Source organism: Pseudomonas sp. WC1, from assembly GCF_050586565.1.
GTDB lineage: Bacteria > Pseudomonadota > Gammaproteobacteria > Pseudomonadales > Pseudomonadaceae > Aquipseudomonas.
Genome location: NZ_JBOBDQ010000021.1, coordinates 14259 through 39783, shown reverse-complemented (window position 1 = coordinate 39783; position 25525 = coordinate 14259). Strand labels below are relative to the sequence as shown.

Annotated in this window: 26 protein-coding genes, 1 pseudogene and 1 riboswitch; of the genes and pseudogenes, 15 read left to right on the top strand and 12 right to left on the bottom strand. The window is 63.9% G+C overall.

Annotated elements, in window-relative coordinates; translation table 11 throughout:
• Positions 1-8 precede the first annotated feature (8 nt).
• Complete coding sequence (locus ACQ4OD_RS12095) at positions 9-995, bottom strand: NAD(P)/FAD-dependent oxidoreductase (RefSeq protein WP_102685305.1); 987 nt, start codon at positions 993-995, stop codon at positions 9-11.
• Between the two features lie 185 nt (positions 996-1180).
• Between ACQ4OD_RS12095 and ACQ4OD_RS12090 the strand changes: the two genes are divergently transcribed.
• Together ACQ4OD_RS12090 and hemH are read left to right on the top strand one after the other, a co-directional pair.
• Positions 1181-2086: a TIGR01777 family oxidoreductase gene (locus ACQ4OD_RS12090; RefSeq protein ID WP_430944348.1), complete on the top strand. Its 906-nt coding sequence runs from the start codon at positions 1181-1183 to the stop codon at positions 2084-2086.
• Between the two features lie 13 nt (positions 2087-2099).
• Positions 2100-3113: a ferrochelatase gene (gene hemH / locus ACQ4OD_RS12085; RefSeq protein ID WP_258701133.1), complete on the top strand. Its 1014-nt coding sequence runs from the start codon at positions 2100-2102 to the stop codon at positions 3111-3113.
• 112 nt (positions 3114-3225) lie between these two features.
• Here hemH and ACQ4OD_RS12080 read toward each other — a convergent pair whose 3' ends face one another.
• On the bottom strand, positions 3226-4500 hold the full coding sequence (locus ACQ4OD_RS12080) for a uracil-xanthine permease family protein (RefSeq protein ID WP_038707351.1): 1275 nt from the start codon (positions 4498-4500) through the stop codon (positions 3226-3228).
• A 2-nt stretch (positions 4501-4502) separates the two neighbouring features.
• A complete protein-coding gene (upp, locus tag ACQ4OD_RS12075) occupies positions 4503-5141 on the bottom strand; it encodes a uracil phosphoribosyltransferase (RefSeq protein ID WP_023630748.1) in 639 nt (212 codons plus the stop codon).
• A gap of 165 nt (positions 5142-5306) precedes the next feature.
• Between upp and ACQ4OD_RS12070 the strand changes: the two genes are divergently transcribed.
• The 4 genes from ACQ4OD_RS12070 (at position 5307) to ACQ4OD_RS12055 (ending at position 7272) form a co-directional block, all read left to right on the top strand.
• A complete protein-coding gene (locus ACQ4OD_RS12070; RefSeq protein WP_023630749.1) occupies positions 5307-5864 on the top strand; it encodes a hypoxanthine-guanine phosphoribosyltransferase in 558 nt (185 codons plus the stop codon).
• A gap of 2 nt (positions 5865-5866) precedes the next feature.
• Positions 5867-6340, top strand: a complete 474-nt coding sequence (locus tag ACQ4OD_RS12065; RefSeq protein WP_110703074.1) for a WbuC family cupin fold metalloprotein — start codon at positions 5867-5869, stop codon at positions 6338-6340.
• Positions 6341-6440: 100 nt separating this feature from the next.
• The gene (locus ACQ4OD_RS12060; protein WP_110703077.1) at positions 6441-6911 is read left to right on the top strand and encodes a hypothetical protein; all 471 of its coding nucleotides are present in this window, start codon (positions 6441-6443) and stop codon (positions 6909-6911) included.
• 70 nt (positions 6912-6981) lie between these two features.
• Positions 6982-7272: a PA4642 family protein gene (locus ACQ4OD_RS12055; protein ID WP_139668612.1), complete on the top strand. Its 291-nt coding sequence runs from the start codon at positions 6982-6984 to the stop codon at positions 7270-7272.
• A 76-nt stretch (positions 7273-7348) separates the two neighbouring features.
• On the opposite strand, the gene mqo is transcribed toward ACQ4OD_RS12055, so the two are convergent.
• Positions 7349-8854: a malate dehydrogenase (quinone) gene (gene mqo, locus ACQ4OD_RS12050; protein WP_198755714.1), complete on the bottom strand. Its 1506-nt coding sequence runs from the start codon at positions 8852-8854 to the stop codon at positions 7349-7351.
• A gap of 605 nt (positions 8855-9459) precedes the next feature.
• Positions 9460-9693 (bottom strand): hypothetical protein, encoded by a 234-nt coding sequence (locus tag ACQ4OD_RS12045; protein WP_139668614.1) that lies wholly within the window; start codon positions 9691-9693, stop codon positions 9460-9462.
• 143 nt (positions 9694-9836) lie between these two features.
• On the opposite strand from ACQ4OD_RS12045, the gene ACQ4OD_RS12040 reads away from it, so the two are divergent.
• The gene (locus tag ACQ4OD_RS12040) at positions 9837-10421 is read left to right on the top strand and encodes a YajG family lipoprotein (protein ID WP_023630961.1); all 585 of its coding nucleotides are present in this window, start codon (positions 9837-9839) and stop codon (positions 10419-10421) included.
• Positions 10422-10430: 9 nt separating this feature from the next.
• Here the strand turns inward: ACQ4OD_RS12040 and ACQ4OD_RS12035 are convergent, their stop codons facing one another.
• A complete protein-coding gene (locus tag ACQ4OD_RS12035) occupies positions 10431-10637 on the bottom strand; it encodes a hypothetical protein (protein WP_046857121.1) in 207 nt (68 codons plus the stop codon).
• Positions 10638-10951: 314 nt separating this feature from the next.
• Between ACQ4OD_RS12035 and ACQ4OD_RS12030 the strand changes: the two genes are divergently transcribed.
• A complete protein-coding gene (locus ACQ4OD_RS12030) occupies positions 10952-11212 on the top strand; it encodes a hypothetical protein (protein ID WP_139668615.1) in 261 nt (86 codons plus the stop codon).
• 111 nt (positions 11213-11323) lie between these two features.
• On the opposite strand, the gene ACQ4OD_RS12025 is transcribed toward ACQ4OD_RS12030, so the two are convergent.
• Positions 11324-12490, bottom strand: coding sequence for a 1-acyl-sn-glycerol-3-phosphate acyltransferase (locus ACQ4OD_RS12025; RefSeq protein ID WP_110703086.1), 1167 nt, complete (start codon positions 12488-12490; stop codon positions 11324-11326).
• A 125-nt stretch (positions 12491-12615) separates the two neighbouring features.
• On the opposite strand from ACQ4OD_RS12025, the gene ACQ4OD_RS12020 reads away from it, so the two are divergent.
• The 3 genes from ACQ4OD_RS12020 to ACQ4OD_RS12010 are packed head-to-tail and all read left to right on the top strand — an operon-like array spanning position 12616 to position 13694.
• Entirely contained in the window at positions 12616-12798 is a 183-nt protein-coding gene (locus tag ACQ4OD_RS12020; protein WP_139668617.1) for a CPXCG motif-containing cysteine-rich protein, read from the top strand.
• Positions 12798-13058 carry a putative signal transducing protein gene (locus tag ACQ4OD_RS12015; protein WP_023630964.1) on the top strand — a complete coding sequence of 87 codons (261 nt, stop codon included), beginning with the start codon at positions 12798-12800 and terminating at the stop codon, positions 13056-13058. Before ACQ4OD_RS12020 ends, ACQ4OD_RS12015 begins: the two co-directional genes overlap by 1 nt.
• Before the next feature lie 15 nt (positions 13059-13073).
• On the top strand, positions 13074-13694 hold the full coding sequence (locus tag ACQ4OD_RS12010) for an SOS response-associated peptidase (RefSeq protein ID WP_110703091.1): 621 nt from the start codon (positions 13074-13076) through the stop codon (positions 13692-13694).
• Positions 13695-13801: 107 nt separating this feature from the next.
• On the opposite strand, the gene ACQ4OD_RS12005 is transcribed toward ACQ4OD_RS12010, so the two are convergent.
• Both ACQ4OD_RS12005 and ACQ4OD_RS12000 read right to left on the bottom strand, forming a co-directional pair.
• Positions 13802-14545, bottom strand: coding sequence for a methyl-accepting chemotaxis protein (locus ACQ4OD_RS12005; protein WP_371041509.1), 744 nt, complete (start codon positions 14543-14545; stop codon positions 13802-13804).
• A gap of 111 nt (positions 14546-14656) precedes the next feature.
• Positions 14657-14860, bottom strand: a pseudogene (locus ACQ4OD_RS12000) (HAMP domain-containing protein); the annotation flags it as partial.
• A 1235-nt stretch (positions 14861-16095) separates the two neighbouring features.
• On the opposite strand from ACQ4OD_RS12000, the gene ACQ4OD_RS11995 reads away from it, so the two are divergent.
• Complete coding sequence (locus tag ACQ4OD_RS11995) at positions 16096-16911, top strand: M48 family metallopeptidase (RefSeq protein WP_023631454.1); 816 nt, start codon at positions 16096-16098, stop codon at positions 16909-16911.
• A gap of 87 nt (positions 16912-16998) precedes the next feature.
• Here the strand turns inward: ACQ4OD_RS11995 and ACQ4OD_RS11990 are convergent, their stop codons facing one another.
• The 3 genes from ACQ4OD_RS11990 to ACQ4OD_RS11980 form a co-directional block, all read right to left on the bottom strand.
• Complete coding sequence (locus ACQ4OD_RS11990; RefSeq protein ID WP_198755217.1) at positions 16999-17583, bottom strand: TMEM165/GDT1 family protein; 585 nt, start codon at positions 17581-17583, stop codon at positions 16999-17001.
• A 90-nt stretch (positions 17584-17673) separates the two neighbouring features.
• Positions 17674-17795: riboswitch (yybP-ykoY riboswitch) on the bottom strand.
• 38 nt (positions 17796-17833) lie between these two features.
• Positions 17834-18832 carry a class I SAM-dependent methyltransferase gene (locus tag ACQ4OD_RS11985; protein ID WP_139668623.1) on the bottom strand — a complete coding sequence of 333 codons (999 nt, stop codon included), beginning with the start codon at positions 18830-18832 and terminating at the stop codon, positions 17834-17836.
• Positions 18833-18876: 44 nt separating this feature from the next.
• On the bottom strand, positions 18877-19842 hold the full coding sequence (locus ACQ4OD_RS11980; protein WP_139668625.1) for a 2-hydroxyacid dehydrogenase: 966 nt from the start codon (positions 19840-19842) through the stop codon (positions 18877-18879).
• Positions 19843-20033: 191 nt separating this feature from the next.
• On the opposite strand from ACQ4OD_RS11980, the gene ACQ4OD_RS11975 reads away from it, so the two are divergent.
• The 3 genes from ACQ4OD_RS11975 (at position 20034) to ACQ4OD_RS11965 (ending at position 25375) form a co-directional block, all read left to right on the top strand.
• On the top strand, positions 20034-21716 hold the full coding sequence (locus tag ACQ4OD_RS11975; protein WP_110700664.1) for a fatty acid--CoA ligase: 1683 nt from the start codon (positions 20034-20036) through the stop codon (positions 21714-21716).
• A gap of 331 nt (positions 21717-22047) precedes the next feature.
• A complete protein-coding gene (locus ACQ4OD_RS11970) occupies positions 22048-23985 on the top strand; it encodes a DUF1302 domain-containing protein (protein ID WP_430944347.1) in 1938 nt (645 codons plus the stop codon).
• 25 nt (positions 23986-24010) lie between these two features.
• Positions 24011-25375 carry a DUF1329 domain-containing protein gene (locus tag ACQ4OD_RS11965; RefSeq protein WP_198755196.1) on the top strand — a complete coding sequence of 455 codons (1365 nt, stop codon included), beginning with the start codon at positions 24011-24013 and terminating at the stop codon, positions 25373-25375.
• Positions 25376-25525 lie beyond the last annotated feature (150 nt).

Sequence of the window (25525 nt, the reverse complement as noted above, 5' to 3'; positions counted from 1 at the left end):
ATGAGCGCCTATTCCAGGTGCTCCAACAAGCGCCTGGCGGCTTCCTGGCCGCTAAGCCAGGCGCCCTCGACGCGCCCGGACAGGCACCAGTCGCCACAGGCGTACAGGCCCAGGTCGGCATCGGCCAGCGCGCCCCACTCATGGTTGCTGGTGGGGCGGGCGTAGAGCCAGCGGTGGGCGAGGGCAAAGGTTGGCGCGGGCACCACGCAACCGACCAGTTCGGCGAACTCACCCCGCAGTTGCTCGATCACTTCCTCCTTGGCCAGGTCGATATGCTGCCTGCTCCAGCTGGAGGTGGCATGCAGCACCCAGGTGTCGAGTTGCTCGTCACGGCCTGGCTTGCTGCGGTTGCGCGCCAGCCAGTCGAGCGGGTTGTCCTGGACGAAGCAGCCCTGCATCGGGGTGTCGAGTGGTGTCTCGAAGCCCAGGGCGATGGCCCAGGTCGGCTCCATCTGTACACCGGCGGCAACCGCCGCGAGTTTCGGCGCGGCCGCCAGCAGCGGTGTGGCCTGAGGGGCCGGCACGGCGATCACCACGCGGCTGAACGGCCCATGGCTGCAGCCTTCGGTGTCCTGCAGGTGCCAGTACTGCTTGCCACGGAACACTTCGGCGATGCGGCAGCCGAAATTGACCGTGACATCCTTGAGCAGGCCACGGGTGATGGCGCTCATGCGCGGCACGCCGACCCAGCGGACCTGTTCGTCGGGGGAGGGCGTCAGTTCGCCATCGCGGTAGTTGTACAACTGCGGTTTCCACTGCTCGGCCCAGCCTGAGGCGACCCAGTGCTGGACCTGTTCGACGAAGCGCCGGTCACGTGCCGTGAAGTACTGCGCGCCCAGGTCGAGGGCCCCGGCCTCGCTGCGCTTGCTGGCCATGCGGCCTCCGCTGCCATGGCCCTTGTCGAACAGGTGGACGGTCTGCCCGGCCTTCTGCAGGGCCTGGGCTGCGGACAGGCCGGCGATACCGGCTCCGATGATGGCGATGGGTACTGTCATGATGGCCTCTTCGAACCTAGCTTTACGCAGCGTACGCTGCCAGGCAAACCTGTACAATGCACAATGTTTGTATAAGGTTATTCCGCTCGATAGGCAGGTGGCCTATGTTTATCCGAGAGCGATCGGTCAAAAAAGTGCCTTGATCTTAAAAATAGACCACGGCCGCCAACTGTGAGGACACAGCCATGCATATATTGCTGACCGGCGGTACCGGCCTTATCGGCCAACACCTTTGCCAACGGTGGCAGGCCGAGGGCCATCGGCTGACGGTCTGGAGCCGCCGGCCGGAACAGGTGGCGAAAATCTGTGGCACTGGAGTGCGTGGCGTCGCGCGGCTGGACGATATCGCCGCCGCCGACCCAGTGGATGCGGTCATCAACCTGGCCGGCGCGCCCATCGCCGATCGTCCCTGGACTGCGGCGCGCCGTACCCTGCTCTGGGCCAGCCGGGTGGCGCTCACCGAGCAGCTGCTGGCCTGGCTGGAGCGCCGCGACCAGCGCCCGTCGGTGCTGATCTCGGGCTCTGCGGTGGGCTGGTACGGCGACGGCGGCGAGCGCGAGCTCACGGAGAGCTCGGCCCCGGTGAAGGAGGACTTCGCCAGCCAGCTGTGCATCGCCTGGGAGGAGACTGCCCTGCGTGCGCAGGCATTGGGTATCCGCGTCGTGCTGGTGCGCACCGGCCTGGTGCTGGCTGCCGATGGCGGCTTTTTGTCGCGCCTGCGCCTGCCCTACAAACTGGGCCTTGGCGGGCCATTGGGCGATGGTCGGCAGTGGATGCCTTGGGTGCATATCGACGATCAAATCGCCTTGATTGATTTTCTCATGCAGCAAAAGGAAGCCAGCGGTCCCTATAATGCCTGCGCGCCGGAGCCGGTACGCAACCGCGAGTTCGCCAAGCGCCTGGGGCGCACCTTGCATCGTCCGGCATGGATGCCGATGCCGGCGCTGCTGCTCAAGGCCGGGCTCGGCGAGATGTCGACGCTGCTGCTCGGTGGCCAGCGCGCCCGCCCTGTGCGTCTGCTGGCGGCGGGTTTCACGTTCCGTTTCAACGATCTGCAATCGGCGTTGGACAACCTGTCCAGCCGCCTCTGACATAGGACGCTGCATGACCGATCATGCCCTGCTGCTGGTCAACCTCGGTTCGCCGGCTTCCACCTCGGTGGCCGACGTGCGCCGCTACCTCAACCAGTTCCTGATGGACCCGTACGTGATCGATCTGCCCTGGCCGGTGCGGCGGTTGCTGGTGTCGCTGATCCTGATCAAGCGGCCGGAGCAGTCTGCCCATGCCTATGGGTCGATCTGGTGGGACGAAGGCTCGCCCCTGGTGGTACTGACCCGCCGCCTGCGCCAGGCGATGGTCGAGCATTGGCCCCATGGCCCGGTGGAGATCGCCATGCGCTATGGCGAGCCGGCACTGCCTGGCGTGCTCGAGCGCCTGGCTGCGCAAGGTGTGCGCAAGGTGACGTTGGCACCGCTTTATCCACAGTTCGCCGACAGTACCGTGACCACGGTGGTGGAACTGGCGAAGCAGACCATCGCCGAGCGCCGGCTGCCCCTGCAGACCCGCGTGCTCCAGCCGTTCTACGAGCATCCCGACTATATCGAGGCATTGGTCGCCAGCGCCCGCCCGTACCTCGAGCAGGACTACGATCACCTGTTGCTGAGCTTCCATGGTTTGCCTGAGCGACACCTGAAAAAGCTCGACCCCACCGGCAATCACGACTTCCAGGCCGCCGACTGCTGCAAGGACGCCAGCGCCGAGATGCGCGCGGTGTGTTATCGCGGCCAGTGCCTGGCCACGGCCAGGGCCTTCGCGACGAAGATGGGCATTCCGGACGGCAAGTGGTCAGTATCGTTCCAATCGCGCCTGGGCCGGGCCAAGTGGATCGAGCCCTACACCGAAACGCGGCTGGATGAACTGGGCAAGGCGGGGGTGAAGAAGTTGCTGGTGATGTGCCCGGCTTTTGTTGCCGACTGCATCGAGACGCTGGAAGAGATCGGTATGCGCGGCAGTGAGCAGTTCATCGAGGCCGGCGGCAAGGAGCTGGTGCTGGTGCCGTGCCTGAACGATCACCCGGAGTGGGTGAGGGTGCTGGCGGGGATGTGCGAGAAGGCCTGAGCGTGAGTTCGTGGTGCTGCGTGGGAGCGGGCTTGCCCCGCGATGGCGATGGCCTGGGCTGACGCCATCGCGGGACAAGCCCGCTCTCACATAGGTGCAGCTACTTAGTCATTCAAGGCAACTGATCATCCAGCTTCTTGTTCTTCCAGCCATCATTGCCCGGCAGGATCAGATTCAGGGCAATGGCCACCACGGCGCACAGGGCGATGCCCTTCAGGCCCCAGTCGTCCGGGCCGTCACCGCTGCCGATCAGCACGCCGCCGATACCGAACACCAGGGTCACCGAGACGATCACCAGGTTGCGGGCTTCGGCCAGGTCGATCTTGTGGCGGATCATGGTGTTCATGCCCACCGCGGCGATCGAGCCGAACAACAGGCAGAGAATGCCGCCCATCACCGGCACCGGAATGCTCTGCAGCAATGCGCCGAATTTGCCGATGAAGGCCAGGGTGATGGCGAAGACCGCCGCCCAGGTCATGATCTTCGGGTTGTAGTTCTTGGTCAGCATCACCGCGCCGGTCACTTCGGCGTAGGTGGTGTTGGGCGGGCCGCCGAACAGGCCGGCTGCCGTGGTGGCCAGGCCGTCACCCAGCAGCGTGCGGTGCAGGCCGGGTTTTTTCAGGTAGTCGCGGCCGGTCACGCTGCCCACTGCAATCACCCCGCCGATGTGTTCGATCGCCGGGGCCAGGGCCACGGGCACGATGAACAGAATGGCCTGCCAGTTGAAGGCTGGCGCGGTGAAGTTGGGCAGTTCCAGCCATGGGGCCGCGGCGATCTTGGCAGTGTCGACCACGCCGAAGGCGAACGACAGAGCGAAGCCCACCAGCACGCCGGAAATGATCGGTACCAGACGGAATATGCCTTTGCCGAACACGGCCACGATCAGCGTGGTCAGCAGTGCCGGCATGGAGATCAGCATGGCGGTCTTGTACGGCATCAGCGCAGCGCCGTCACCACCCTTGCCCATCGCCATGTTGGCGGCAATCGGCGCCATGGCCAGGCCGATGGAAATGATCACCGGGCCGATGACCACCGGCGGCAGCATTCGGTCGATGAAACCGGTGCCCTTGATCTTCACCATCAGGCCCATGAAGGTGTACACGAAGCCTGCCGCCATGACGCCGCCCATGGTCTCGGCCAGGCCGAACTGGCCCTTGGCGAGGATGATCGGGGTGATGAAAGCGAAGCTCGAGGCCAGGAACACCGGAACCTGACGGCCCGTGACCAGCTGGAACAGCAGGGTGCCGATGCCGGCGGTGAACAGCGCCACATTGGGGTCGAGGCCGGTGATCAGCGGCATCAGCACCAGCGCGCCGAATGCCACGAAGAGCATCTGCGCGCCCGAAACGACCTGGCGCCAGAGCGGGTCGTTGAAGCCGTCCTGCATGGTCAGGCGTCCTTCTGCTTGGTGCCGAAGATCTTGTCGCCGGCATCACCCAAGCCCGGCACGATGTAGCCGTGCTCGTTGAGGCGCTGGTCGATCGAGGCGGTATAGATCTGCACGTCCGGGTGGGCTTTTTCCACCACTTCGATGCCTTCGGGCGCCGCGACCAGGACCATGGCGCGGATTTCCTTGCAGCCGGCTTTTTTCAGCAGGTCGATGGTGGCGACCATCGAGTTGCCGGTGGCCAGCATCGGGTCGATGATCAGGGCCAGGCGCTGGTTGATATCCGGCGCGAGCTTCTCCAGGTAGGTATGGGCCTCGAGGGTTTCTTCGTTGCGAGCCACGCCCACGGCGCTGACTTTGGCGCCGGGGATCAGGCTGAGCACGCCGTCGAGCATGCCGATGCCGGCGCGCAGGATCGGCACTACGGTGATCTTCTTGCCGGCGATTTTCTCGACTTGCACCTTGCCGCACCAGCCGTCGATCTCGTAGGTTTCGAGCGGCAGGTCCTGGGTGGCTTCATAGGTCAGCAGTGCACCGACTTCCTGGGCGAGTTCGCGAAAATTCTTGGTGCTGATATCGGCACGGCGCATCAGGCCGAGCTTGTGGCGGATCAGCGGATGGCGGATCTCACGAGTAGGCATAGGGGGAGGGCTCCGGGAGGCGGGCAAAAAAACCGCGCTAGATTAATCTATTCAGTCCTTGATGTCGTGCAGTCATTGTGCACGTTAGTCCATAAAGGCTTGATCTGGGACGAGCGGATGCGTACCTTTGCCCGCTTTTCCAAAACGCACCCCCTGGAGAGCGCCATGTCCGCCGATCTCGAGCATATCCGTCAAGTGATGCGCGAGGCTGATTGCCTGTACAACGAAGCCGAGGTCGAGGCCGCCATCGCCGAGGTCGGTAAACAGATCTGCAAGGACCTGCACGACAAGAACCCGGTGGTCTTCTGCGTGATGAACGGTGGCCTGATCTTCTCCGGCAAGCTGCTGACCCACCTGCAGTTCCCGTTGGAGGCCTCGTACCTGCACGCCACCCGTTACCGCAACACCACCAGCGGTGGCGAGCTGTTCTGGAAGGCCAAGCCGGAAGTGTCGTTCATCGACCGTGACGTACTGATCGTCGACGATATCCTCGACGAAGGGCACACCCTCAGCGCCATCATCGAGTTCTGCAAGCACGCCGGCGCCCGCGCCGTGCACACCGCAGTGCTGATCGACAAGGACCACGACCGCAAGGCCAGCCCGGACCTGAAGGCCACCTACACCGGCTTGTCGTGCGTCGATCGCTACGTCTTCGGCTACGGCATGGATTACAAGGGCTACTGGCGTAACGCCAACGGCCTCTTCGCCGTCAAGGGGATGTGAGCATGCGCCAGCCTGCGTTCCTCGATCAGTCGTTGTTCGTCGGGCTGGTACAAAAGGCCGCCGAGAGTCCGCGTGGCCGTCAGCACCACAACTTCCACCAGATGGAAGAGCCCTGCCACCGCATGGCGGTGGGTTTGCAGCCAGCTACCTACATCCCACCGCACAGGCACCTGAGTGACGACAAGGCCGAGGTCCTGATCGTCCTCAAGGGGCGCTTGGGGTTGCTGATCTTCGATGACCTGGGACAGGTCACCGACAAACGTGTGCTGCAGGCGGGCGGCGAGTGTCTTGGGGTCGACCTGGTGCCTGGCACCTACCATGGCCTGGTGGTGCTCGAGGCCGACAGCGTCATGTTCGAGTGCAAGGCCGGGCCGTACCGGGCGGTGGGCGAGGGGGAGCACGCTCACTGGGCGCCGCGTGAAGGTGAAGCGGCTGTTGCCGAGTATCACGCCTGGATGCGCGCGCAGTTCGATTGAGCTTGTGCCCAATCTTGAGCCCGCTCCCTTACTTCAGGACTGGGCTTGCTCCGCGACAGGGCCTGTGCGTAGAGTGCCTGCTCATGCCAAGGAGCCCTACATGCGTGCGATCGTCCCCCTCTTGATGGCGGTGAGCCTGCCGCTTGCCGCCGCACCGCTGCACAGCCAGTTCCTCCCGCCTGACGACCTCTCACTGCGCCAGGAAGCACCGGCCAGCCAGCAACTGCTGCAGGTCACCGACTACAGTGTGGTGGTCGGCACCCAGCGCCAGTCCGACCAGCAGCCGATCCCGATCACCTCCTCCTTGCTGGTGCGCCTGAAGGGCAAGCCGCTGAGCAAGGGCTCGACCATCGGCCAGGTCCTGCTCAATTTCGACGGCGAGGGCGGCAAGAGCCTGAAGAAGCCGGTGTACGACGACAAGACCCGCACCCTGACGCTCAACTACCCGCTGGCCAACTACCGTGTGGTCATGGACCTGCTGCGTAACGAGACGCTCTACGTTCAGTTCCTCACCTATGCCAACGGCCATATCTGGGCGGATCTGCACACCGGCACCGTACGTACGCGTTGAGGCTCGCCGTCGCCGGGGGGTAAACTGCCGTCCTTCGAAAATGTCCGTGATGGTCCAGTTGGAGTCGGCGATGCGTAAAGACAAGAAACAAGTGATTGGTGACGAGATCAGCGACGAGTACATCAAGACGTTCCTGCAATTCGAGCCGGCCGATGGCCTGACCTCGCCTTCGCATCACAAGCTGATCAAAGGTTACCGTGGTTTGCGCGTCGACGACTTCGAGCGTTACGTCGGTTTCTTCGTGGCGGCCGGCTACGATCTGGACGGCAAGGACGAACATGGCAAGACCTTCGCCGAGGCGATCGCCGACCAGCGCAATGCGCCGGAGTACATCGAGATCATCGACAACGCCCGCGGCTGATCTGGCAGGCCCGCTTTGCGGGCGCGGCCCAGGCACAAAAAAACGCCCCGAAGGGCGTTTTTTCGTTTCAGCCGGATCAGGCGTAATGCTTGGCCGGGCTGCTTTCCACCAGCTCCAGCGCCACATCGTTTTCAGCGCTGATCTTGTGGTAAAGGGCCGCGTCGGCGGCCAGGGTCTTCTCACGGGCGGGGAAGATTTCCTTGAGCTTGGCGGCCCAGGCGCCCTTGGCCTGCTCGGGGAAGCAGCGCTCGATCAGCTCGAGCATGATCGACACGGTCACCGAGGCGCCCGGCGATGCGCCAAGCAGCGCGGCCAGGCTGCCGTCCTCGGCCGAGACCAGCTCGGTGCCGAACTGCAGGATGCCGCCTTTCTTCGGATCCTTCTTGATGATCTGCACCCGCTGGCCGGCCACTTCCAGGCGCCAGTCCTCGGCTTTCGCCTCCGGGTAGAAGCGGCGCAGCGATTCCAGGCGCTGCTCCATCGATTGCATCACTTCGCTGACCAGGTACTTGGTCAGGTCCATGTTGTCACGGGCCACGGCCAGCATCGGGCCGATGTTGCCCATGCGCACCGACAACGGCAGGTCCATGAAGGAGCCGTGCTTGAGGAACTTGGTGGTGAAGCCGGCGTATGGTCCGAACAGCAGCGATTTCTTGCCGTCGACCACGCGGGTGTCCAGGTGCGGCACCGACATCGGCGGGGCGCCGACCGCCGCCTGGCTGTAGACCTTGGCCTGGTGCTGCTTGACGATTTCCGGGTTGTCGCAACGCAGCCACTGGCCGCTGACCGGGAAGCCGCCGAAGCCCTTGCTCTCGGGGATGCCGGACACCTGCAGCAGGGGCAGGGCGGCGCCACCGGCACCGAGGAAGACGAAGCGGGCGTCCACTTCACGGCTGCCGCCGCTGTTGACGTCCTTGATGCTCACGGTCCAGCCGCTGCCGTTGCGACGCAGGCCGACGACCTTCTTGCTGTACTTGACCTGGGCATCCGGCGAGTCGCCAAGCAGCTTGAGGAGCTTGTTGGTGAGGGCGCCGAAGTTGACGTCGGTGCCTTTCATCACGCGGGTGGCGGCGATGTGCTGGTCGGCTGGGCGGCCGGGCATCATCAGCGGCATCCAGTCCTTCATCACGGCCTTGTCTTCGGTGTATTCCATCTCGGCGAAGGCGTGGTGCTGCTTGAGCAGCTCGAAACGCTTCTTGAGGAACGAGACGCCCTTGTCACCTTCGACATAGCTCAGGTGCGGCACCGGGTTGATGAAGGCGCGCGGCGAGCCGAAGTTGCCTTTGCGGCTCAGGTAGGCCCAGAACTGGCGCGAAACCTCGAACTGGGTGTTGATGTGCACGGCCTTCTTGATGTCGATGCTGCCATCGGCGGCCTGCGGGGTGTAATTGAGCTCGCACAGGCCGGCATGGCCAGTACCGGCGTTGTTCCAGGGGTTGGAACTCTCCGCGGCTCCGGAGTCCATCGCCTCGACGACCTCGAGCTTCAGGGTCGGGTCGAGCTCCTTGAGCAGTACGGCCAGGGTGGCACTCATGATGCCCGCGCCTACCAGTACCACATCAACCGATTCGTTCTGCGCCATTAACGCGTCTCCACAATCTACAGCACCTAATTGACAGCATAGGATCCCTGGGTTGGCCAGGATCGCCATGTCCGACTCTTCGCAGTTCTTGCAACTTCCGCGGACACCGCCAATCAGTCTTGGGTGTTCGGCTATTGAACGCCCATTGCCACGGGTGCGGCAATTCGACTTATGGTCAAGTGGTCCGTCGTGCGTTATGGACCGGTCTCAGGCGTTCATCAGGGATGAGCGCTTTTGCCGTCTGTTCAGGGCTGTTCGGTACACATCTGCCGCTCTTGCACATGCCAGACTGTTCATTTGCTCGCCACACTCTCGTGAAGTTGTGAAAAACCGTTTTTTCACGCTCTTTTGGAGTCGTGAACCTCAAAAGTGGACTGCGCGATGGCAACCCGCAGGTTCATGCGCAGCGGACGGCCGGAAACAGCAGGCACGACAGCCAATGCAAGACCTGAGTGGAAGGCTCTCTGTGGGCGAAGCGTCGAGGGTGCCGGGTTTAAGCGGCGAATGCGGGGCCCGATCAGGAGACGTCCTTATAATCGGGGGGAGATTATAACGATGTCGCGGGCGGAAAGGGCGTACTTGTTGGGTTTTTATTGCAGCGTTTGTCAGGCTGCGAGGGTGCGTTGCTGCCAACGGCGCGTTGCACCGTCGCAAACCCGGGCGCTGGCCGGTAGCGGGTGGCCCAGCCAGGCCAGTCGCGCTTCGCTGACCTGCACCCAGGTGCCGTTGCCCGGCGGTGTGGCGCAGTGCTTGAAGGCCAGGCAGGTGCCATCGCTGTCGAGGCGGGCGTAGGTGGCGTGGCGCGGGCGGTGGAAGAGCAGGGTCCAGAGCGAGGCCATGACGTGGCGTCCTGTGAGTGAGGGCTGGCGCAAGGATAAACGCAGGGGCATGAAACGATTGTGACAAGCGGGCCGGGCGATGGCTGGCGTGTGGCGCGCTAGGTATACTGTGGGCCTTTGCCGCTTTTTCTGGAGAAATGCGCATGTTGCAACGTCTGTTGGTCGGTTTGTTCGCGGTGGCCAGCCTGAGTCTGGCCGGTTGTGCCCACAGCCCGCAGCAACTCAGCCCGCAACCCAAGCTCACCCAGCAATTGGCTCCGGTCGGCCACGGCCAGCCGGTGGTGGTCAGGGTTGTCGACGGGCGCGCCTCGCAGTCGCTCGGCACCCGTGGTGGCATGTACCCCGAGACCAGCACCATCACCGTCAATGGCAATGACGTGGTGCCCAAGCTGCAGGCCCAGGCCGAGGCGGCGGTGCGCCTGCTGGGCTTCACCCCGACGCCGAATGCCGGCAATGCCCCGCAGTTGACCGTGACCCTGGCCGAGCTCAAGTACCAGTCGCCCAAGGACAAGATGTACGTGACCGAGGCGACCATCGGTGCCACCTTCCGCGCTGACGTGTCGAATGCCAACCGTCGCTACAGCGGCCGTTACGGTGCGTCGCTGGACCAGCGCTTCGGCATGGCGCCGAACCAGGAAACCAACACCAAGCTGGTGAGTGACGTGCTCAGCGATGCCCTGACCCGCCTGTTCAAGGACCCGACCGTCGGTCAGGTGCTGGGCGAGTAAGTAGGCCGATCAGGCGGCCTGGACGTGAAAGTCCAGCAGGCTGATGCCAGTGTGCGGGTCGATCTCCGGCAGGTCGTCGTGGGCATGCCCGCCCAGGGCGCAATACACCAGCCACTGACGGTCCTGGACGTTGATCGCGAAGCCGTCGATCAGCGCCTGTTGTTCGTCGCTCTGGGCCACGAGGTAGAGGCGGTCCTGGTTTTCGGCGTGCAGCATGACAAGCTCCGGTCAGTTGAAGGCCGACAGGGTGGCCTGTGTTGATGACGAGCGTGTGACAGATGAAATTAGGGGCTGTACGAAATGTGTCTGCGCGAAGGCCAGACAAGGCGAAACGGGGAGAGGAACGGCCGGGGTCGCGCCCGACTGTACTAGAGTACATGAGCATTCCGAGCCCCGTTTCAACGCAGTATGGGCGAGTGCAGATACATTTCGTACAGAGCCTGGATGACAGCTGGTCGCAAAGTGGCGGTGGTTGAAGTCGGCTTGGGTAGAATGCCGGGCTTTGCCACACGTGATATCGAGGTCGCGTAATGTCGTTGCAAGTGCTCTGGGGCTTCCTGGCCGCTCATCCGGCCAAGCTGATCAATCTGTTGGCGTTGCTGATCACCTGCCCGGGCGGGCTGCTGCTGCATGGCGCCCGACGCCGCGAGGCGCTCGCGAAGGAAAGCCTGGCGATGGATGAAGGTGTGGTGGACGTACTCGAGCAGCGGGTGCCGCGCTATTACTACATCCTCGGTTTCTGCTGCCTGGCGATGGCGTTGCTGCTGTCCTGGTTCAGCACCTGGATCTAAAGGCGTTTCGGTTGCTGCGTGGGAGCGGGCTTGACCCGCGATTGCATATTTTCGGGCGACGCTGTCACCTGAGTTGACACTATCGCGGGGCAAGCCCGCTCCCACGTCTCGTCAGACCGATGCCGGCTGACGCTTCACCTGGTACTGATTGCGCACGGGTGTCGCGTACTGCTGCACCAGGTACGGCTGCTGCTCGACCGGGCAGGCGTCCAGGCGGCGCTGCCACTCTTCCTTGGCCTTGGCCAGTTCATCGGCCGGGAACAGCTTCTCCGCGCTCGGCACTTCGAGTGCCGCATCCTTCTCCGCCCACATCGCATAGGCCAGGTAATGCACCGGGAACAGCCGGTAGCCGCCGAGGATCTGCCGGTCGATTGCCTGCGCCAGCTGCTTGGTGTCCTCGTGGTACTCGGTCACCGGGGGGGCGAAGTTGATGTGAACCCGCCCTTTGTAGCCGGTGATGCCCTGGGCGATGCTGTTGTCGTCCTCGCCGGGGGCCTTCTTGTAGGTGCCGGTGGTGGCGCGGATGTACAGCTCGCGGGCCTTGGCCTGGTCGCAGGGGTCGTACTCGTAGCTGATCGACACGGGGATCAGGTTCAGGCTCTGGATCACCGCGCCGAACGGTTCGTCCTTGCGGCTCATGTGGAACATTTTCAGGATCGCCGAATCGGTGCGGTCGTCACCGTCCTTGGCGCGGCCTTCGGCCTGGGCGATCCAGATCGACGCGCCATCGTTGCGGATCGAGTGGTTGATGTAGGCCGAGAGCAGTTGATAGGCGGCCAGTTTCTCGCGGCGGCCGCTGATCGAACGGTGCACGATGAAACTCTTGTTCAGGCGCATCATGTCGCTGACGAACGGCTTTTGCAGCAGGTTGTCGCCGATGGCGATGCGCGGTGTCGGCAGGCCGGCGTGGTACACCGCGTAGTTGACGAAGGCCGGGTCCATCACGATGTCACGGTGGTTGGCCAGGAACAGGTAGGCGGTACCGGACTTGAGCTGTTCGACGCCGCTGTAGGTGACGCCGTCGGTGGCGCGGTCGATGGTGCGGTCGACGTAGTACTCGACCTTGTCCTGCAGCGTGGACACGCAGGTCACGCCGGCAAATTCCTTGCGCAGGCGCCGGGCGATCAGTGGTTTGAGCAGCCAGCCGAAGGCACCCGCCGCGCGCGGGAAGCGGAAGTGGGTGAGGATATCGAGGAATGCCGGGTCGCTGAGCAGGCGTGCCAGCACGGCAGGGACCTCAGCGTCGTCGTACGGTCGGATGGCATCGAATTCGCCCATCATGCTCTCTTGTTGGAAACGGCTAGGGTAAATAGGTAGGGGCGGGCTCCGAAAAACGGCTCGGACGCACACAGGCCCTGTAAACAGACCGGCAATTATACGCACAAGTCACTCCGGAGGCCGCGATGCTGGAAACTGCGCTCTACGATTGCCCTTATTGTGGCGAGGAGGTTGAAACCACGGTGGACCTGTCCGGCGGCGACCAGGAATACATCGAGGACTGCCAGGTGTGCTGCAAGCCTATCCGCTTCGTGCTGCAAGTGCATGGTGAGGAGTGGATGCTGGATGTCTTTGGCGAGAACGACTGATGCGGCGAATCTATGAACCGGAAAGCCTGCTGGAGGCCCAGGTGCTGGTGGGCATGCTGGCCAGCGAAGGCATCGAGGTGCACCTGGTCGGGCGCGACCTGATGGGCGCCGTGGGCGAGTTGCCGATGCACGGCTTGCTCGGCCTGGCGGTGCCCGACGAGCAGGCCGGGTACGCACGACAGCTGATCGATGAGTACAATGCCGCCCAGCCGCTTGCCGGCGACGAACCGGAGAGTTATCCCGGAACCCTGATCTGCTAGGTTTTGATTTCGCCCATGTGTGGACGCTACGCCCTGTTTCGCTGGTCCCAGAGCTTCGCCGGCCTGCCGGGCTTCCCCCCGGGCCAGAAGGCCCAATGGAACATCGCGCCCGGCGCCTCGGTCCTGATTCAGCGCCAGGTCGACGGCCAGTTGCAGCTGGCCAGCGCTCGCTGGGGGCTGACCCCGGCCTGGCTCACCGACCTTTCCCGTACACCGGCACAGGCCCGTGCCGAAACCCTCGCCGAGCAGCCGATGTTTCGCGAGCCCCTGCGCCAGCGGCGTTGCCTGATGCCCGCCAACGGCTTCTACGAATGGCGCGGCACGGCGCGCAAGCGCCCGTACTGGGTGACACCGGGGGAGGGTGCGTCGCTGTTCTTCGCCGCGGTGTGGGAGGTCTACCCGGTGCAGGAACAAGAGTGGTTGAGTTGTGCGGTGGTGACGCAAGCGGCGATGAACCAGCGTCGGCCGCTGATTCTGGACGAGGCCGAGCAGGCGCTGTGGCTGGATCCCGACACGCCGATGGCGAAGCTGCACGAGTTGCTGGCCAAGCCGCCGACGGCGCTGCGTGAGCGGGCGCTGGCGTATTTCGTCAACGATCCGAAGCTCGATGGGCCGGAGTGCCTGACCCCGGCTTGAGCAAACAGCTTTTCTGGCGGGAGCGGGCTTGCCCCGCGATGGCGGTGGTGAGGCGAGGATCGTATCGCGGGGCAAGCCCGCTCCCACCCCCCCGCCCCTTTTGATACCTACACCCTGAATTGATTGATCAGGCGGCGCTGCTGCTCCGCCAGCTTGGTCAGCTCGGCGCTGGCCTGGCTCGACTCGTCGGCACCGCCCGCCACTTCGCCTGCCACCTGGCCGATGTTGATCACATTGCGGTTGATGTCCTCGGCCACGGCACTCTGCTCCTCGGCGGCACTGGCGATCTGGGTGTTCATGTCGTTGATTACCGACACCGCCTGGGTGATGCTTTCCAGCGCCTCGGCGGCGCGGCTGGCCTGCAGCACGCTGTCGTCGGTCTTGCCCTGGCTGTCCTCCATCACCTTGACCACCTCGCGGGTGCCCTGCTGCAACTGCTGGATCATCTGCTGGATTTCCTCGGTCGCCTGCTGGGTCTTCTGCGCCAGGTTGCGCACTTCGTCGGCGACCACGGCAAAGCCGCGACCCTGCTCGCCGGCGCGAGCGGCCTCGATGGCGGCGTTGAGCGCCAGCAGGTTGGTCTGCTCGGCAATGGCGCGGATGGCCACGAGGATGGCATTGATGTTTTCGCTGTCGCGGGCCAGGTCCTGGACCACGGTGACTGCGCGACCGATCTCGCTGGCCAGGGCGCTGATGGCGCTGGAGGTGTCGCGCACGATTTCCAGGCCCTGGTTGGCCGCGCGGTCGGCCGCGCTGGCAGCCTGGGCCGCTTGCGTGGCGTTGCGCGCCACATCCTGGGCGGTCGCGGTCATTTCATGCACGGCGGTGGCTACCTGGTCGATCTCGGCCATCTGCTTGTGCACGCCCTGGTTGGTACGGATGGCGATGTCGGCGGTGTGCTCGGAGGAGTCGCTGACCTTCTGCACCGAGCCCACGACTTGACTGATCATGGCCTGCAGTTTGGCCAGGAAGGTATTGAAGCCCTTGGCGATGGCGCCCAGTTCGTCGGCCCGGTCGCTGTGCAGGCGGCGGGTCAGGTCGCCTTCGCCCTGAGCGATGTCGTCGAGCATCGCCACCATCTGCCTGAGCGGGCGGGCGATGCCCAGGGCCAGCAGCCAGATCACCAGCAGGCCAAGGGCGGCGATGCCGAGGCCGACGAGGGTCATGCCGGTGATATCGGTACGACGCTGTTCGGCCAGGTCCTGCTGCAGTTGGTTGACTTCGGCCATCACGGCGCTCAGCGGCAGTTCCAGCAGCAGTGTCCAGCGCGCATCGGTGTTGGCGACCTTGAACGGCAGGTACAGCTCGATGCGATCCTTGCCGGCGTCCACTTCGTAGTGCAGGGTTTCGCCGCTCAGGTTCTTGAGCGTGCCGGCTTCGTCGCTGTCCAGCACATCGCTGGCCTTCTCGCCGAATTTCGCCGGGTCACGGGTATAGGCCACCAGGCGGCCGTTGCTGGAAACCAGCGCCAGCTCCCCGGCGCCGTCGTACAGCTGGCGATCGGCGGCATTGAGCAGGTCCTGGATGAAGTTCACCGACAGGTCGGCGCCGGCCATGCCCTGGAACTGGCCATCGACCATGATCGGTTCGACGAACGACGCCAGCATGACCATCTTGTCGCCCACTTTATAAGGCGCGGGGTCGATCACGCAGGCCTTCTTCGACTCCTTGGGGCACAGGTAGTACTCGCTGGCGCGCACGCCGGTGGCGAGCACTGTGCGGTCGTCGACATCGGCCAGCTTGTCCTGGCCAAGGCTGCCATCACCATTGCGGAACCACCAGGGCAGGAAGCGGCCGTTGGCGCTGTCGATACCCACCAGGCTACTGCCGACGTAGCGGGCATCGGCATGGTCGAGGGCGTTGGGCTCCCAGCCAAGGTAAGCGCCGAGCACGCTTGGGTTGACCTCCACGGTGCGCTTGAGCTGGTTGATCAGGTGCTCGCGGTCGACCCGCATCAGCGGTTGTCCATCGCTTGCCTGCATGCCGAGCATGGCGTTGCCGGTGGCCAGGCTGCGGGCGATCGACAGCGGGGCTTCGAGGCCGCGCTGGATTTCGCTGACCTGGGTGCGTGCCAGGGCGGTGAGGCGCTGCTCGATGACGTTCTCGAACTGTTGCTGGGTGCGCTGTTGCACCAGCGCCTGGGTGCGTTGCCCGGAGTAGACGGCGTACAGCACCAGGGCCGCGACAATGCTCAGCACGATGGCACCGGCCAGGGCGGCCACGGAAAACTGGATCGACTTGAACTTCATGGCAAAGCTCCGCGCGCAAGGAGGTTGTTACCGAGTGTTATCGGCGGGCTAATACCAAAGCATGAGGACCTTGTCAGAAATCTTACCCGCGGCTCTGGCAGGGGCGGGCGTCTGGGCCTAGGATACGCGGCACGTAAAAAGGGAGTGTTTTCATGCGTAAGTCATTCGTTGTCAGCATGCTGACGGTCGGCGTCCTGCTTGGCGGCTGTCAGGCGGTCAATACCACCAGTGGTGGTGCCGTGGGCGTGCAACGCCAGCAATACATGTTCAGCATGCTTTCGACCGATGAGGTCAACAAGATGTACGCCCAGTCCTACCAGCAGACCCTCGGCGAGGCGTCGAGCAAGGGCGTGCTGGACAAGAGCAGCAATGATGCCAAGCGCGTGCAGGCCATCGCCAAGCGCCTGATCGCCCAGGCACCGCAGTTCCGGCCGGATGCCGCGCAGTGGAACTGGGAAGTCAACGTGATCAAGAGCGACGAGCTCAATGCCAACTGCGGCCCGGGCGGCAAGATCATCGTCTATACCGGGCTGATCGATCAGCTCCAGCTGACCGATGCCGAGATCGCCGCGGTGGTGGGCCATGAAATCGCTCATGCCCTGCGCGAGCACAGCCGTGAAGCGATGTCCAAGGCCTACGGCGTGGAAATGGCCCGCCAGGGCGCCGGCGCGATCTTTGGCCTGGGGCAGGACAGCATGGCCATGGCCGACACCGTGGTGAACTACGCCATGACCCTGCCCAACAGCCGTGCCAACGAGAACGAAGCCGACCTGATCGGCCTAGAACTGTCGGCCCGTGCCGGCTATGACCCGAACGCCGCGATCACCCTGTGGAACAAGATGAGCAAGGCGTCCGAAGGCGCGCCGCCAGAGTTCATGAGCACCCACCCGGCTTCGAGCAGCCGTATCGCTTCGTTGCAGGCGGCGATTCCGAAGGTGATGCCGCTGTATCAGGCGGCCAAGAAGTAAAAGCAGCTGCAAGCTACAAGCTTCAAGCGGCAAGTAAGGATGCACCTGCTCTTTCTTGCCGCTTGTAACTTGCCACTTGCCGCTGCTTCACCCTATCCAGCCACTGGTCTTCATCGCCGAATACACCGCGACGATGGCCAGCACCACGAACGCGGTCGCCGCCAGGCGACGGATCAGCGTCAGCGGCAGTTTCTCCGCCGCGAAGTTGCCCGCCAGCACCACCGGCACGTTGGCGATCAGCATGCCCAGGGTGGTGCCGATGATCACCATGATCAGGTGCGGATACTGGGCGGCCAGCATCACCGTGGCCACCTGCGTCTTGTCGCCGATTTCGGCGAGGAAGAAGGCGATCAATGTGGTCACGAATGGCCCGAACCGTCGTGCGTTGCTGGTTTCGTCATCGTCCATCTTGTCCGGCACCAGCGTCCACAACGCGGTGGCGGTGAAGCTCACGGCGAGGATCCAGTGCAGCACCGACTCGGTAAAGAAGCTGCTGACCCAGGCGCCGACCGCGCCAGCGGCGGCATGGTTGGCCAGCGTCGCGGCGACGATCCCGGCAATGATCGGCCAGGGCTTGCGGAAACGGGCGGCGAGGATGAGCGCGAGCAATTGCGTCTTGTCGCCGATTTCGGCAAGCGCGACGATCGCGGTAGGGACGAGCAATGATTCCAGCATCAGGATTCCTACGGGGGCGGGTCGACACGGCTATGACACGTACGACCTCCCCGCCCCGGGTAAGGTGTGCGTGTCATAGGTCTTGTCAAACCCTGGACCTGTCTGCGCAGATCGTGGGTCGCACGCGCCATGGCCTGTGGGCCAAGTGTGTTGACGCGTACCGGGCGAGCAGGGGGCTCGCGGGAGACTACTCCCCTAGGACGGAGCGGATTCTGCCTAGGCGAATCGCTTTCGGCAAGCCCTGTTTTTATCCATGCGTTGCGCGGTAGATGCGAAAACCTTGTGCTTCGGCACGGATCTCACAGTTTCCCAGGGCGCCTTCGATGAGCGGTTGGTAACGAAGGAAGCTGTTGGCTACCAAACGGATTTCCCCACTTTTTCGCAGATGTTCCCTGGATTTTTTCAGCAGGTTCTCCGAGGCGTGATAGTCGGTGTGTACACCGGTATGGAACGGCGGATTGCTCAGGATTACGTCCAGGCCGCTGGGGGCCGCATCAATCCCGTCACCGCTGATCACCTCGCCTTCCAGGCCGTTGGCGGCCAGGGTCAGCCGACTGGCCGCGACCGCGAAGGCGTCGACATCGAGCAAGGTGACCTGGCTCTGCGGATAGCGACGCTTGATCGTGGCGCCGAGCACCCCGGCACCACAGCCGAAGTCCAGGACATGGCCGCTCGGCAGGCCGTCGAGGTGTTCCAGGAGCAGGGCCGTGCCTTTGTCCAGGCGCCCGTGGCTGAACACGCCGGGCAGGCTGATCACCTGCAGCGGGCCATCTTCGAGGGGCAGTTCAAAGCGTTCGGCCAGGCTTTCCAGAGGCTTGGCCTCGGGCGCGTTGTCCACGGTCACCTGCCATAGCTGGCAGTGGCGGGCGCTGTCGAGCTTGCGCGGCCTGCCGAAGGCCTGCAATTGCTTGGCCGCGCCTTCGACGCCGCCGCGTTTCTCCCCCACCAGGTACAGCGTGCGACCGGCAAGGCGCGAGGCCAGGGCGTTGAGCAAGTAGGCCGCCAGCTCGCGAGACTTGGGCAGGAACAGCACGGCGGCGTCGAAGGCTACCTCGGGCACCTCGACACCGTAATGGCTGCGCCCGGCGAAGCGGCTCTCGAGCACGGCCTGGTCGCCGGCATGCCAGGTCCAGCCGTGGGCCCCGGGCAACTGGCCGAGCAGGCCATCGGCCTGGGCGCCAGCGACCAGCAGTGGGCCTTGGAACAGCTCTGCCTGGCGGAGCAACACTTCACTGCGCGGGTCCATGGACGACGCCTCCTGAAAAAGTGGCGCAGTGTACCAGAGGCGGGTCAGCCGACCACGCGTCGCGGCTGACCGGCGAAGTAGGCCTGGGCGTTCTCGGCCAGCTGGCCGACGATGCGCTGGCGCGACTCTACCGCGCCCCAGGCGCTGTGCGGGGTGATGATCAGGCGGGGAATGTCCGCCGCCAGCAGTGGGTTGCCGTTGACCGGCGGTTCGACGCTCAGCACATCGGTAGCTGCGCCACCCAGGTGGCCGCCGCGCAGCGCGTCGGCCAGGGCCTGCTCGTCGATCAACCCGCCGCGGGCGGTGTTGACCACCAGTGCGCCGGGCTTGAGCAGCGCCAGCTCGCGGGCACCGATCATGTGCCGGGTCTGCTCGTTGAGCGGGCAGTGCAGGGTCAGGGCATCGACCTGCGGCAGCAGCTCATGCAGTGGCAGGCGGTCGGCCCGGGGCGGGCGGCCGGGGATCTGCCCGCTCAGCACGCGCATGCCGAAGGCCTCGGCCAGGCGCGCCACCGCGCCGCCCAGTTCGCCGTGGCCAAGCAGGCCAAGGGTCTTGCCCTCCAGCTCGACGATGGGGAAGTCCAGCAGGCAGAACTGGCTGGCCTTGGCCCATTGCCCGGCCTTCACCGCCTGGTCGTAGTCGCACAGGCGCGTGGCCAGGGCCAGCAGCAGGGCCAGGGTGTGCTGGGCCACCGACGGCGTGCCGTAGCCCTGGCAGTTGCTCACGGTGACGCCCTGGGCACGGGCGGCAGCCAGGTCGACATTGTTGGTACCGGTGGCGGCCACCAGGATCAGTTTGAGTTGCGGGTTGGCGGCGAGCGTGGCGGCATCGAGCATCACTTTGTTGCTGATGACGGCCACGGCACCGTGCAGGCGTTCGGCGACCTGCTCCGGGCGGGTCGTGGCATGCAGTTGCAACGTGTCGAACTGGGCACGCAAGGGCGCAAGGTCGAGGTCACCCAGGTCCAGTGACTGGTGATCGAGAAACACGGCGCGACGTGGGCTGGACATCAGGGGCTCCGGTGGCAGGGCGGGATGGGGTTGGCGCAGTGTCCGGCCCGGCGCCGTCGCTCGTCAACGGTCGCGCCTGCGCTCATACCTGCAGGACATAAATCATTCCTTCGGCTGATTTGACCGATGCGTCACCGAACTACAGTTGTTGCCTGAACTGTCCTGCCCGCTTTGAAGAAAAAGGGATACCCATGTTGCAGACGCGCATCATCAAGCCCGCCGAGGGCGCCTACCAGTACCCACTGCTGATCAAGCGCCTGCTGATGTCCGGCAGCCGCTACGAAAAGACCCGCGAGATCGTCTACCGCGACCAGCTCCGTCTCACCTACCCGCAACTGAACGAGCGCATCGCCCGCCTCGCCAACGTGCTGACCGAGGCTGGGGTGAAGGCCGGCGACACCGTGGCGGTGATGGACTGGGACAGCCACCGCTATCTGGAATGCATGTTCGCCATCCCGATGATCGGCGCCGTGGTGCACACCATCAACGTGCGCCTGTCGCCGGAGCAGATCCTCTACACCATGAACCACGCCGAAGACCGGTTCGTGCTGGTCAACAGTGATTTCATCGGCCTCTACCAGGCCATCGCCGGGCAACTGACCACGGTGCAAGGTACCGTGTTGCTGACCGATGGGCCGGACAAGTCTGCCGACCTGCCGGGCCTGCAAGGCGAGTACGAGCAGTTGCTGGCCGCGGCCAGCCCGCACTATGACTTCCCCGATTTCGATGAAAACTCGGTGGCCACCACCTTCTATACCACCGGCACCACGGGTAACCCCAAGGGGGTGTATTTCACCCATCGGCAGCTGGTGCTGCACACGCTGGCCGAAACCGCGGTACTCGGCAGCCTGGACAGCGTGAGGCTGCTGAGCAGCAACGATGTCTACATGCCGATCACGCCGATGTTCCATGTGCACGCCTGGGGCATCCCCTACGCGGCGACCATGATGGGCATCAAGCAGGTCTACCCGGGGCGCTATGAGCCGGACATGCTGATCAGGCTGTGGCGTGAGGAGAAGGTGACCTTCTCCCACTGCGTGCCGACCATCCTGCAGATGCTGCTCAACTGCCCGTCGGCAGCCGGCCAGGATTTCGGTGGCTGGAAGATCATCATCGGCGGCAGCGCGCTCAACCGCGCGCTGTATCAGGCTGCACTGGCCCGGGGTATCCAGCTCACCGCCGCCTACGGCATGTCCGAAACCTGCCCGCTGATCAGTGCCGCGCACCTGAACGACGAGCTGCAGGCCGGAAGCGAGGATGAGCGTACCAGCTACCGGATCAAGGCCGGGGTGCCGGTGCCATTGGTCGAGGCAGCCATCGTCGATGGCAATGGCAATTTCCTGCCTGCCGATGGCGAAACCCAGGGCGAACTGGTGCTGCGCGCGCCCTGGTTGACCATGGGTTATTTCCGCGAGCCGGAGAAGGGCGAGGAACTCTGGCAGGGTGGCTGGCTGCACACCGGCGATGTCGCCACGCTCGATGGCATGGGTTTCATCGATATTCGCGACCGCATCAAGGACGTGATCAAGACCGGTGGCGAGTGGATTTCTTCGCTCGACCTGGAAGACCTGATCAGTCGCCACCCTGCAGTACGAGAAGTGGCTGTTGTGGGCGTGCCTGACCCGCAGTGGGGGGAGCGCCCGTTTGCGCTGCTGGTGGTGCGCGAGGGGCAGAGCATCGAGGCGCGTGCGCTCAAGGAACATCTGAAGCCTTTCGTGGAGCAAGGACACATCAACAAGTGGGCGATTCCCAGCCAGATCGCCCTTGTTACTGAAATTCCCAAGACCAGCGTCGGCAAGCTCGACAAGAAGCGCATCCGCGTGGACATCAGCCAGTGGCAGGCCAGTAACAGCGCTTTCCTTTCCACCCTGTAACCCGGGCTCGGGTCGCGCTTTCTCAAGCGCGACCCCGCAAGCTAGACAGGATGACGCCTTGTCAAACGATAGAATTGAGCCATGCTTGAGCACTGCCAGCGCGCAGGCCGGCCGATCAGGGTGGGCTGCCAGCAGGACGCGCAAATCACACTTTAGAGGGATCAAGCACCTGTGACCGCTGGCTATAGTCGGGTCAGGGGATTTTCAGGAATGGGGGAGGGCGCCGCACGGCAACGCGCGGCGTCACGGGCAGGAGCCTGCTTCACCAGGCGCTCGAGCCGTTTCTGAAAGGACTCACTGCCATAACAAAAAAGTACATGGAGTAGCGTCGATGACATCTGCAAACCCGTTCTGGCGCCGGGCAAAACTGCCCCTGGCCGTCAGCCTCGCTTCTACGCTTGCAAGTCCTGCTTTCGCGGTCAGCTTCAACATCGGTGAAATCGAAGGCCAGTTCGACTCGTCGCTCTCCGTTGGCGCCAGCTGGTCGACGGCCAATCCCAACAAGAACCTCATCGGGGCCAACAACGGCGGCCGGGGGCTGTCGCAGACCTCCGACGATGGCCACCTGAACTTCAAGAAAGGCGAGACGTTCTCGAAGATCTTCAAGGGTATCCACGACCTGGAGCTCAAGTACGGCGATACGGGCGTGTTCGTCCGTGGCAAGTACTGGTACGACTTCGAGCTCAAGGATGAAAACCGCCAGTTCAAGGACATCAGTGATTCGAACCGCAAGGAGGGCGCCAAGTCTTCGGGCGCGGAACTGCTCGACGCTTTCGTCTACCACAACTACAGCATCGGCGACCTGCCCGGCAACGTACGCTTGGGCAAGCAGGTGGTGAGCTGGGGTGAGAGTACCTTCATCGGCGGCGGTATCAACGCCATCAACCCCATCGACGTGTCGGCGTTCCGCCGTCCTGGCGCTGAGATCAAGGAAGGCCTGATCCCTGTCAACATGTTCTACGTGTCGCAGAGCGTGACCGACAACCTCACCGCAGAGGGCTTCTACCAGATCGAGTGGGACCAGACCGTCGTCGACAACTGCGGGACCTTCTTCTCCCAGCCTGACGTGATCGCCGACGGCTGCAACAACAACCTGGCGGTGTTGGCCAAGCAGGCCAACGTGTCAAGGAGCCTGGCCGCGCAGATCGGCCCGTTTGCCGGGCCTGCCATGAACGCATTGACCGGGCAGGGCGTGTCCTGGGGCTCGCCGGACGAAGGCGTGATCGTGCGCCGCGGCCCCGACCGTGATGCCCGTGACAGCGGCCAGTTCGGTGTGGCCCTGCGCTACATGTACGAGCCGCTGAACACCGAGTTTGGTGGCTACTTCATGAACTACCACAGCCGGGCGCCAATCTTCAGCGGCCGCGGCGCCGCCGCCGGCTTCTACAACCCGGCCAACCTGGCTGGGGCACTGGTCAGGGCAGGTGTTCCGGGGGCCGCCGCAACCAACCCGGCCCTGCTCCAGGCCCTGATGCCGTTGTACGTGGCGGGTAACTCCAGCTACTACGTCGAGTACCCGGAAGACATCCGCCTCTACGGCCTGAGCTTCTCCACCACCTTGCCCACCGGCACGGCCTGGAGCGGTGAGATCAGCTACCGGCCGAATGCGCCGGTGCAGTTGAACACCACCGACATCCTCTATTCAGGGCTGACGCCGCTGGACCCCAATGCATCCGTCCTCAAGGGCACGCCGGACGCCGACCAGCCAGGTTATCGCCGCAAGGAAATCACCCAGCTGCAAACCACGTTCACCCACTTCTTCGACCAAGTCATGGGCGCTGAGCGTCTGACCATGGTCGGCGAGGTCGGCTGGACTCACGTCGGTGGTCTGGAAAGCACCTCCAAGGCCCGCTATGGTCGCGACCCAGTCTATGGTCCAGGCCCGCTGCCCAACGGTCGCTGCCAGAGCCTCAACGCCACCACGCTGGCGGGTGTCGAGCAGAACAACCTGTCGCGCTACTGCGAGAACGACGGCTTCACCACCTCCGACTCCTGGGGTTATCGCGTTCGTGCCATCTGGGACTACAACAACGTCTTCGCCGGCGTGAACCTGCGCCCGAGCGTGGCTTGGTCCCACGACGTCGACGGCTACTCCCCGGGCCCTGGCGGCAACTTCGAGGAAGGGCGCAAGGCCGTCAGCCTGGGCCTGGACGCCGAGTACCAGAACACCTACACGGCGAGCCTGTCGTACACCAACTTCTTCGATGGCAAGTACACCACCGTGGATGACCGCGACTTCGTCGCCCTCAGCTTCGGCGTGAACTTCTAAGAACATTGATCCAGGACGACAAAGAATGAAAATGACCACACGTCTGCTGCAAGCCGGTGTACTGGGCATGTCCCTGCTGGCAACCAGCGTCATGGCTGCGGTTTCCGCTGACGAGGCCGCCAAGCTGGGCGCGTCGCTCACCCCGATGGGGGCCGAGAAGTCCGGTAACGCCGATGGTTCCATCGGCCCGTGGGAGCCGCTGTCCAAGAGTGCCGGCAGTGCCGACGCCAAGGGCTTCCTCTCCGACCCTTACGCCAGCGAAAAACCGCTGTTCACCATCACCGCGCAGAACGTCGACCAGTACAAGGACAAGCTTTCGCCTGGCCAGGTGGCGATGTTCAAGCGCTACCCGGATAGCTACAAGATTCCGGTGTACAAGACCCACCGCAGTTCCACGGTGCCGGACGATGTCTTCGCCGCGATCAAGGAAAACGCCACCAAGACCACCCTGGTCGCCGGTGGCAACGGCCTGGAGAACTTCAAGACAGCCGTGCCGTTCCCGATTCCCAAGGATGGCCTGGAGGTGATCTGGAACCACATCACCCGCTACCGTGGCGGCAGCGTGACTCGCTTGGTCACCCAGGCCACCCCGCAGCAGAACGGCTCCTACAGCCTGGTGTACTTCCAGGACCAGTTCGTCTTCCGCGACAAGATGAAGGACTACGATCCGGCCAACCCCGGCAACATCCTGTTCTACTTCAAGCAGGAAGTGACCGCTCCGGCACGTCTGGCCGGGACCGTGCTGCTGGTCCACGAAACCCTCGACCAGGTCAAGGAGCCGCGCAAGGCGTGGATCTACAACGCCGGCCAGCGCCGCGTGCGCCAGGCGCCGCAAGTGTCCTACGACGGTCCGGGTACCGCCGCCGACGGCCTGCGTACTTCCGATAACCTGGACATGTACAACGGTGCGCCAGACCGTTACGACTGGAAGCTCGAAGGCAAGAAGGAGATGTATATCGCCTCCAACGCCTACAAGCTGGACGATCCGAAGCTCAAGTATGCCGACATCATCAAGGCCGGGCATATCAACCAGGACCTGTCGCGCTATGAGCTGCGTCGCGTCTGGCACGTGGTTGCCACGCTCAAGCCAGGTCAGCGCCATATCTATGCCAAGCGTGACTTCTATATCGACGAGGACACCTGGCAGGCTGCGGTGATCGACCAGTATGACGGCCGCAACCAGTTGTGGCGTGTTTCCGAGGCCCACGCCCAGCCGTACTACAACGTGCAGGTGCCGTGGTACACCCTGGAAGCCATCTACGACCTGCAATCGGGTCGCTACCTGGCGCTGGGCATGAAGAACGAAGAGAAAAGTGCCTACAACTTCGGCTTCAGCGCCAGCAAGGCCGAGTTCCAGCCGGCTGCCCTGCGTCAGTCAGGTGTCCGTTGAGCCATTAAGTGCAACCTCCGTTTGATCTCCCAGAACGCCCCGGCTTGCCGGGGCGTTTCTGTTTCCGCGAGGGAGATTTACTGCTGTCTATCAGTGTTGTTTCTTTTTGTCGTAGTCTTTATCGCGCAAAGCGCGCGCATCATCTTCAAA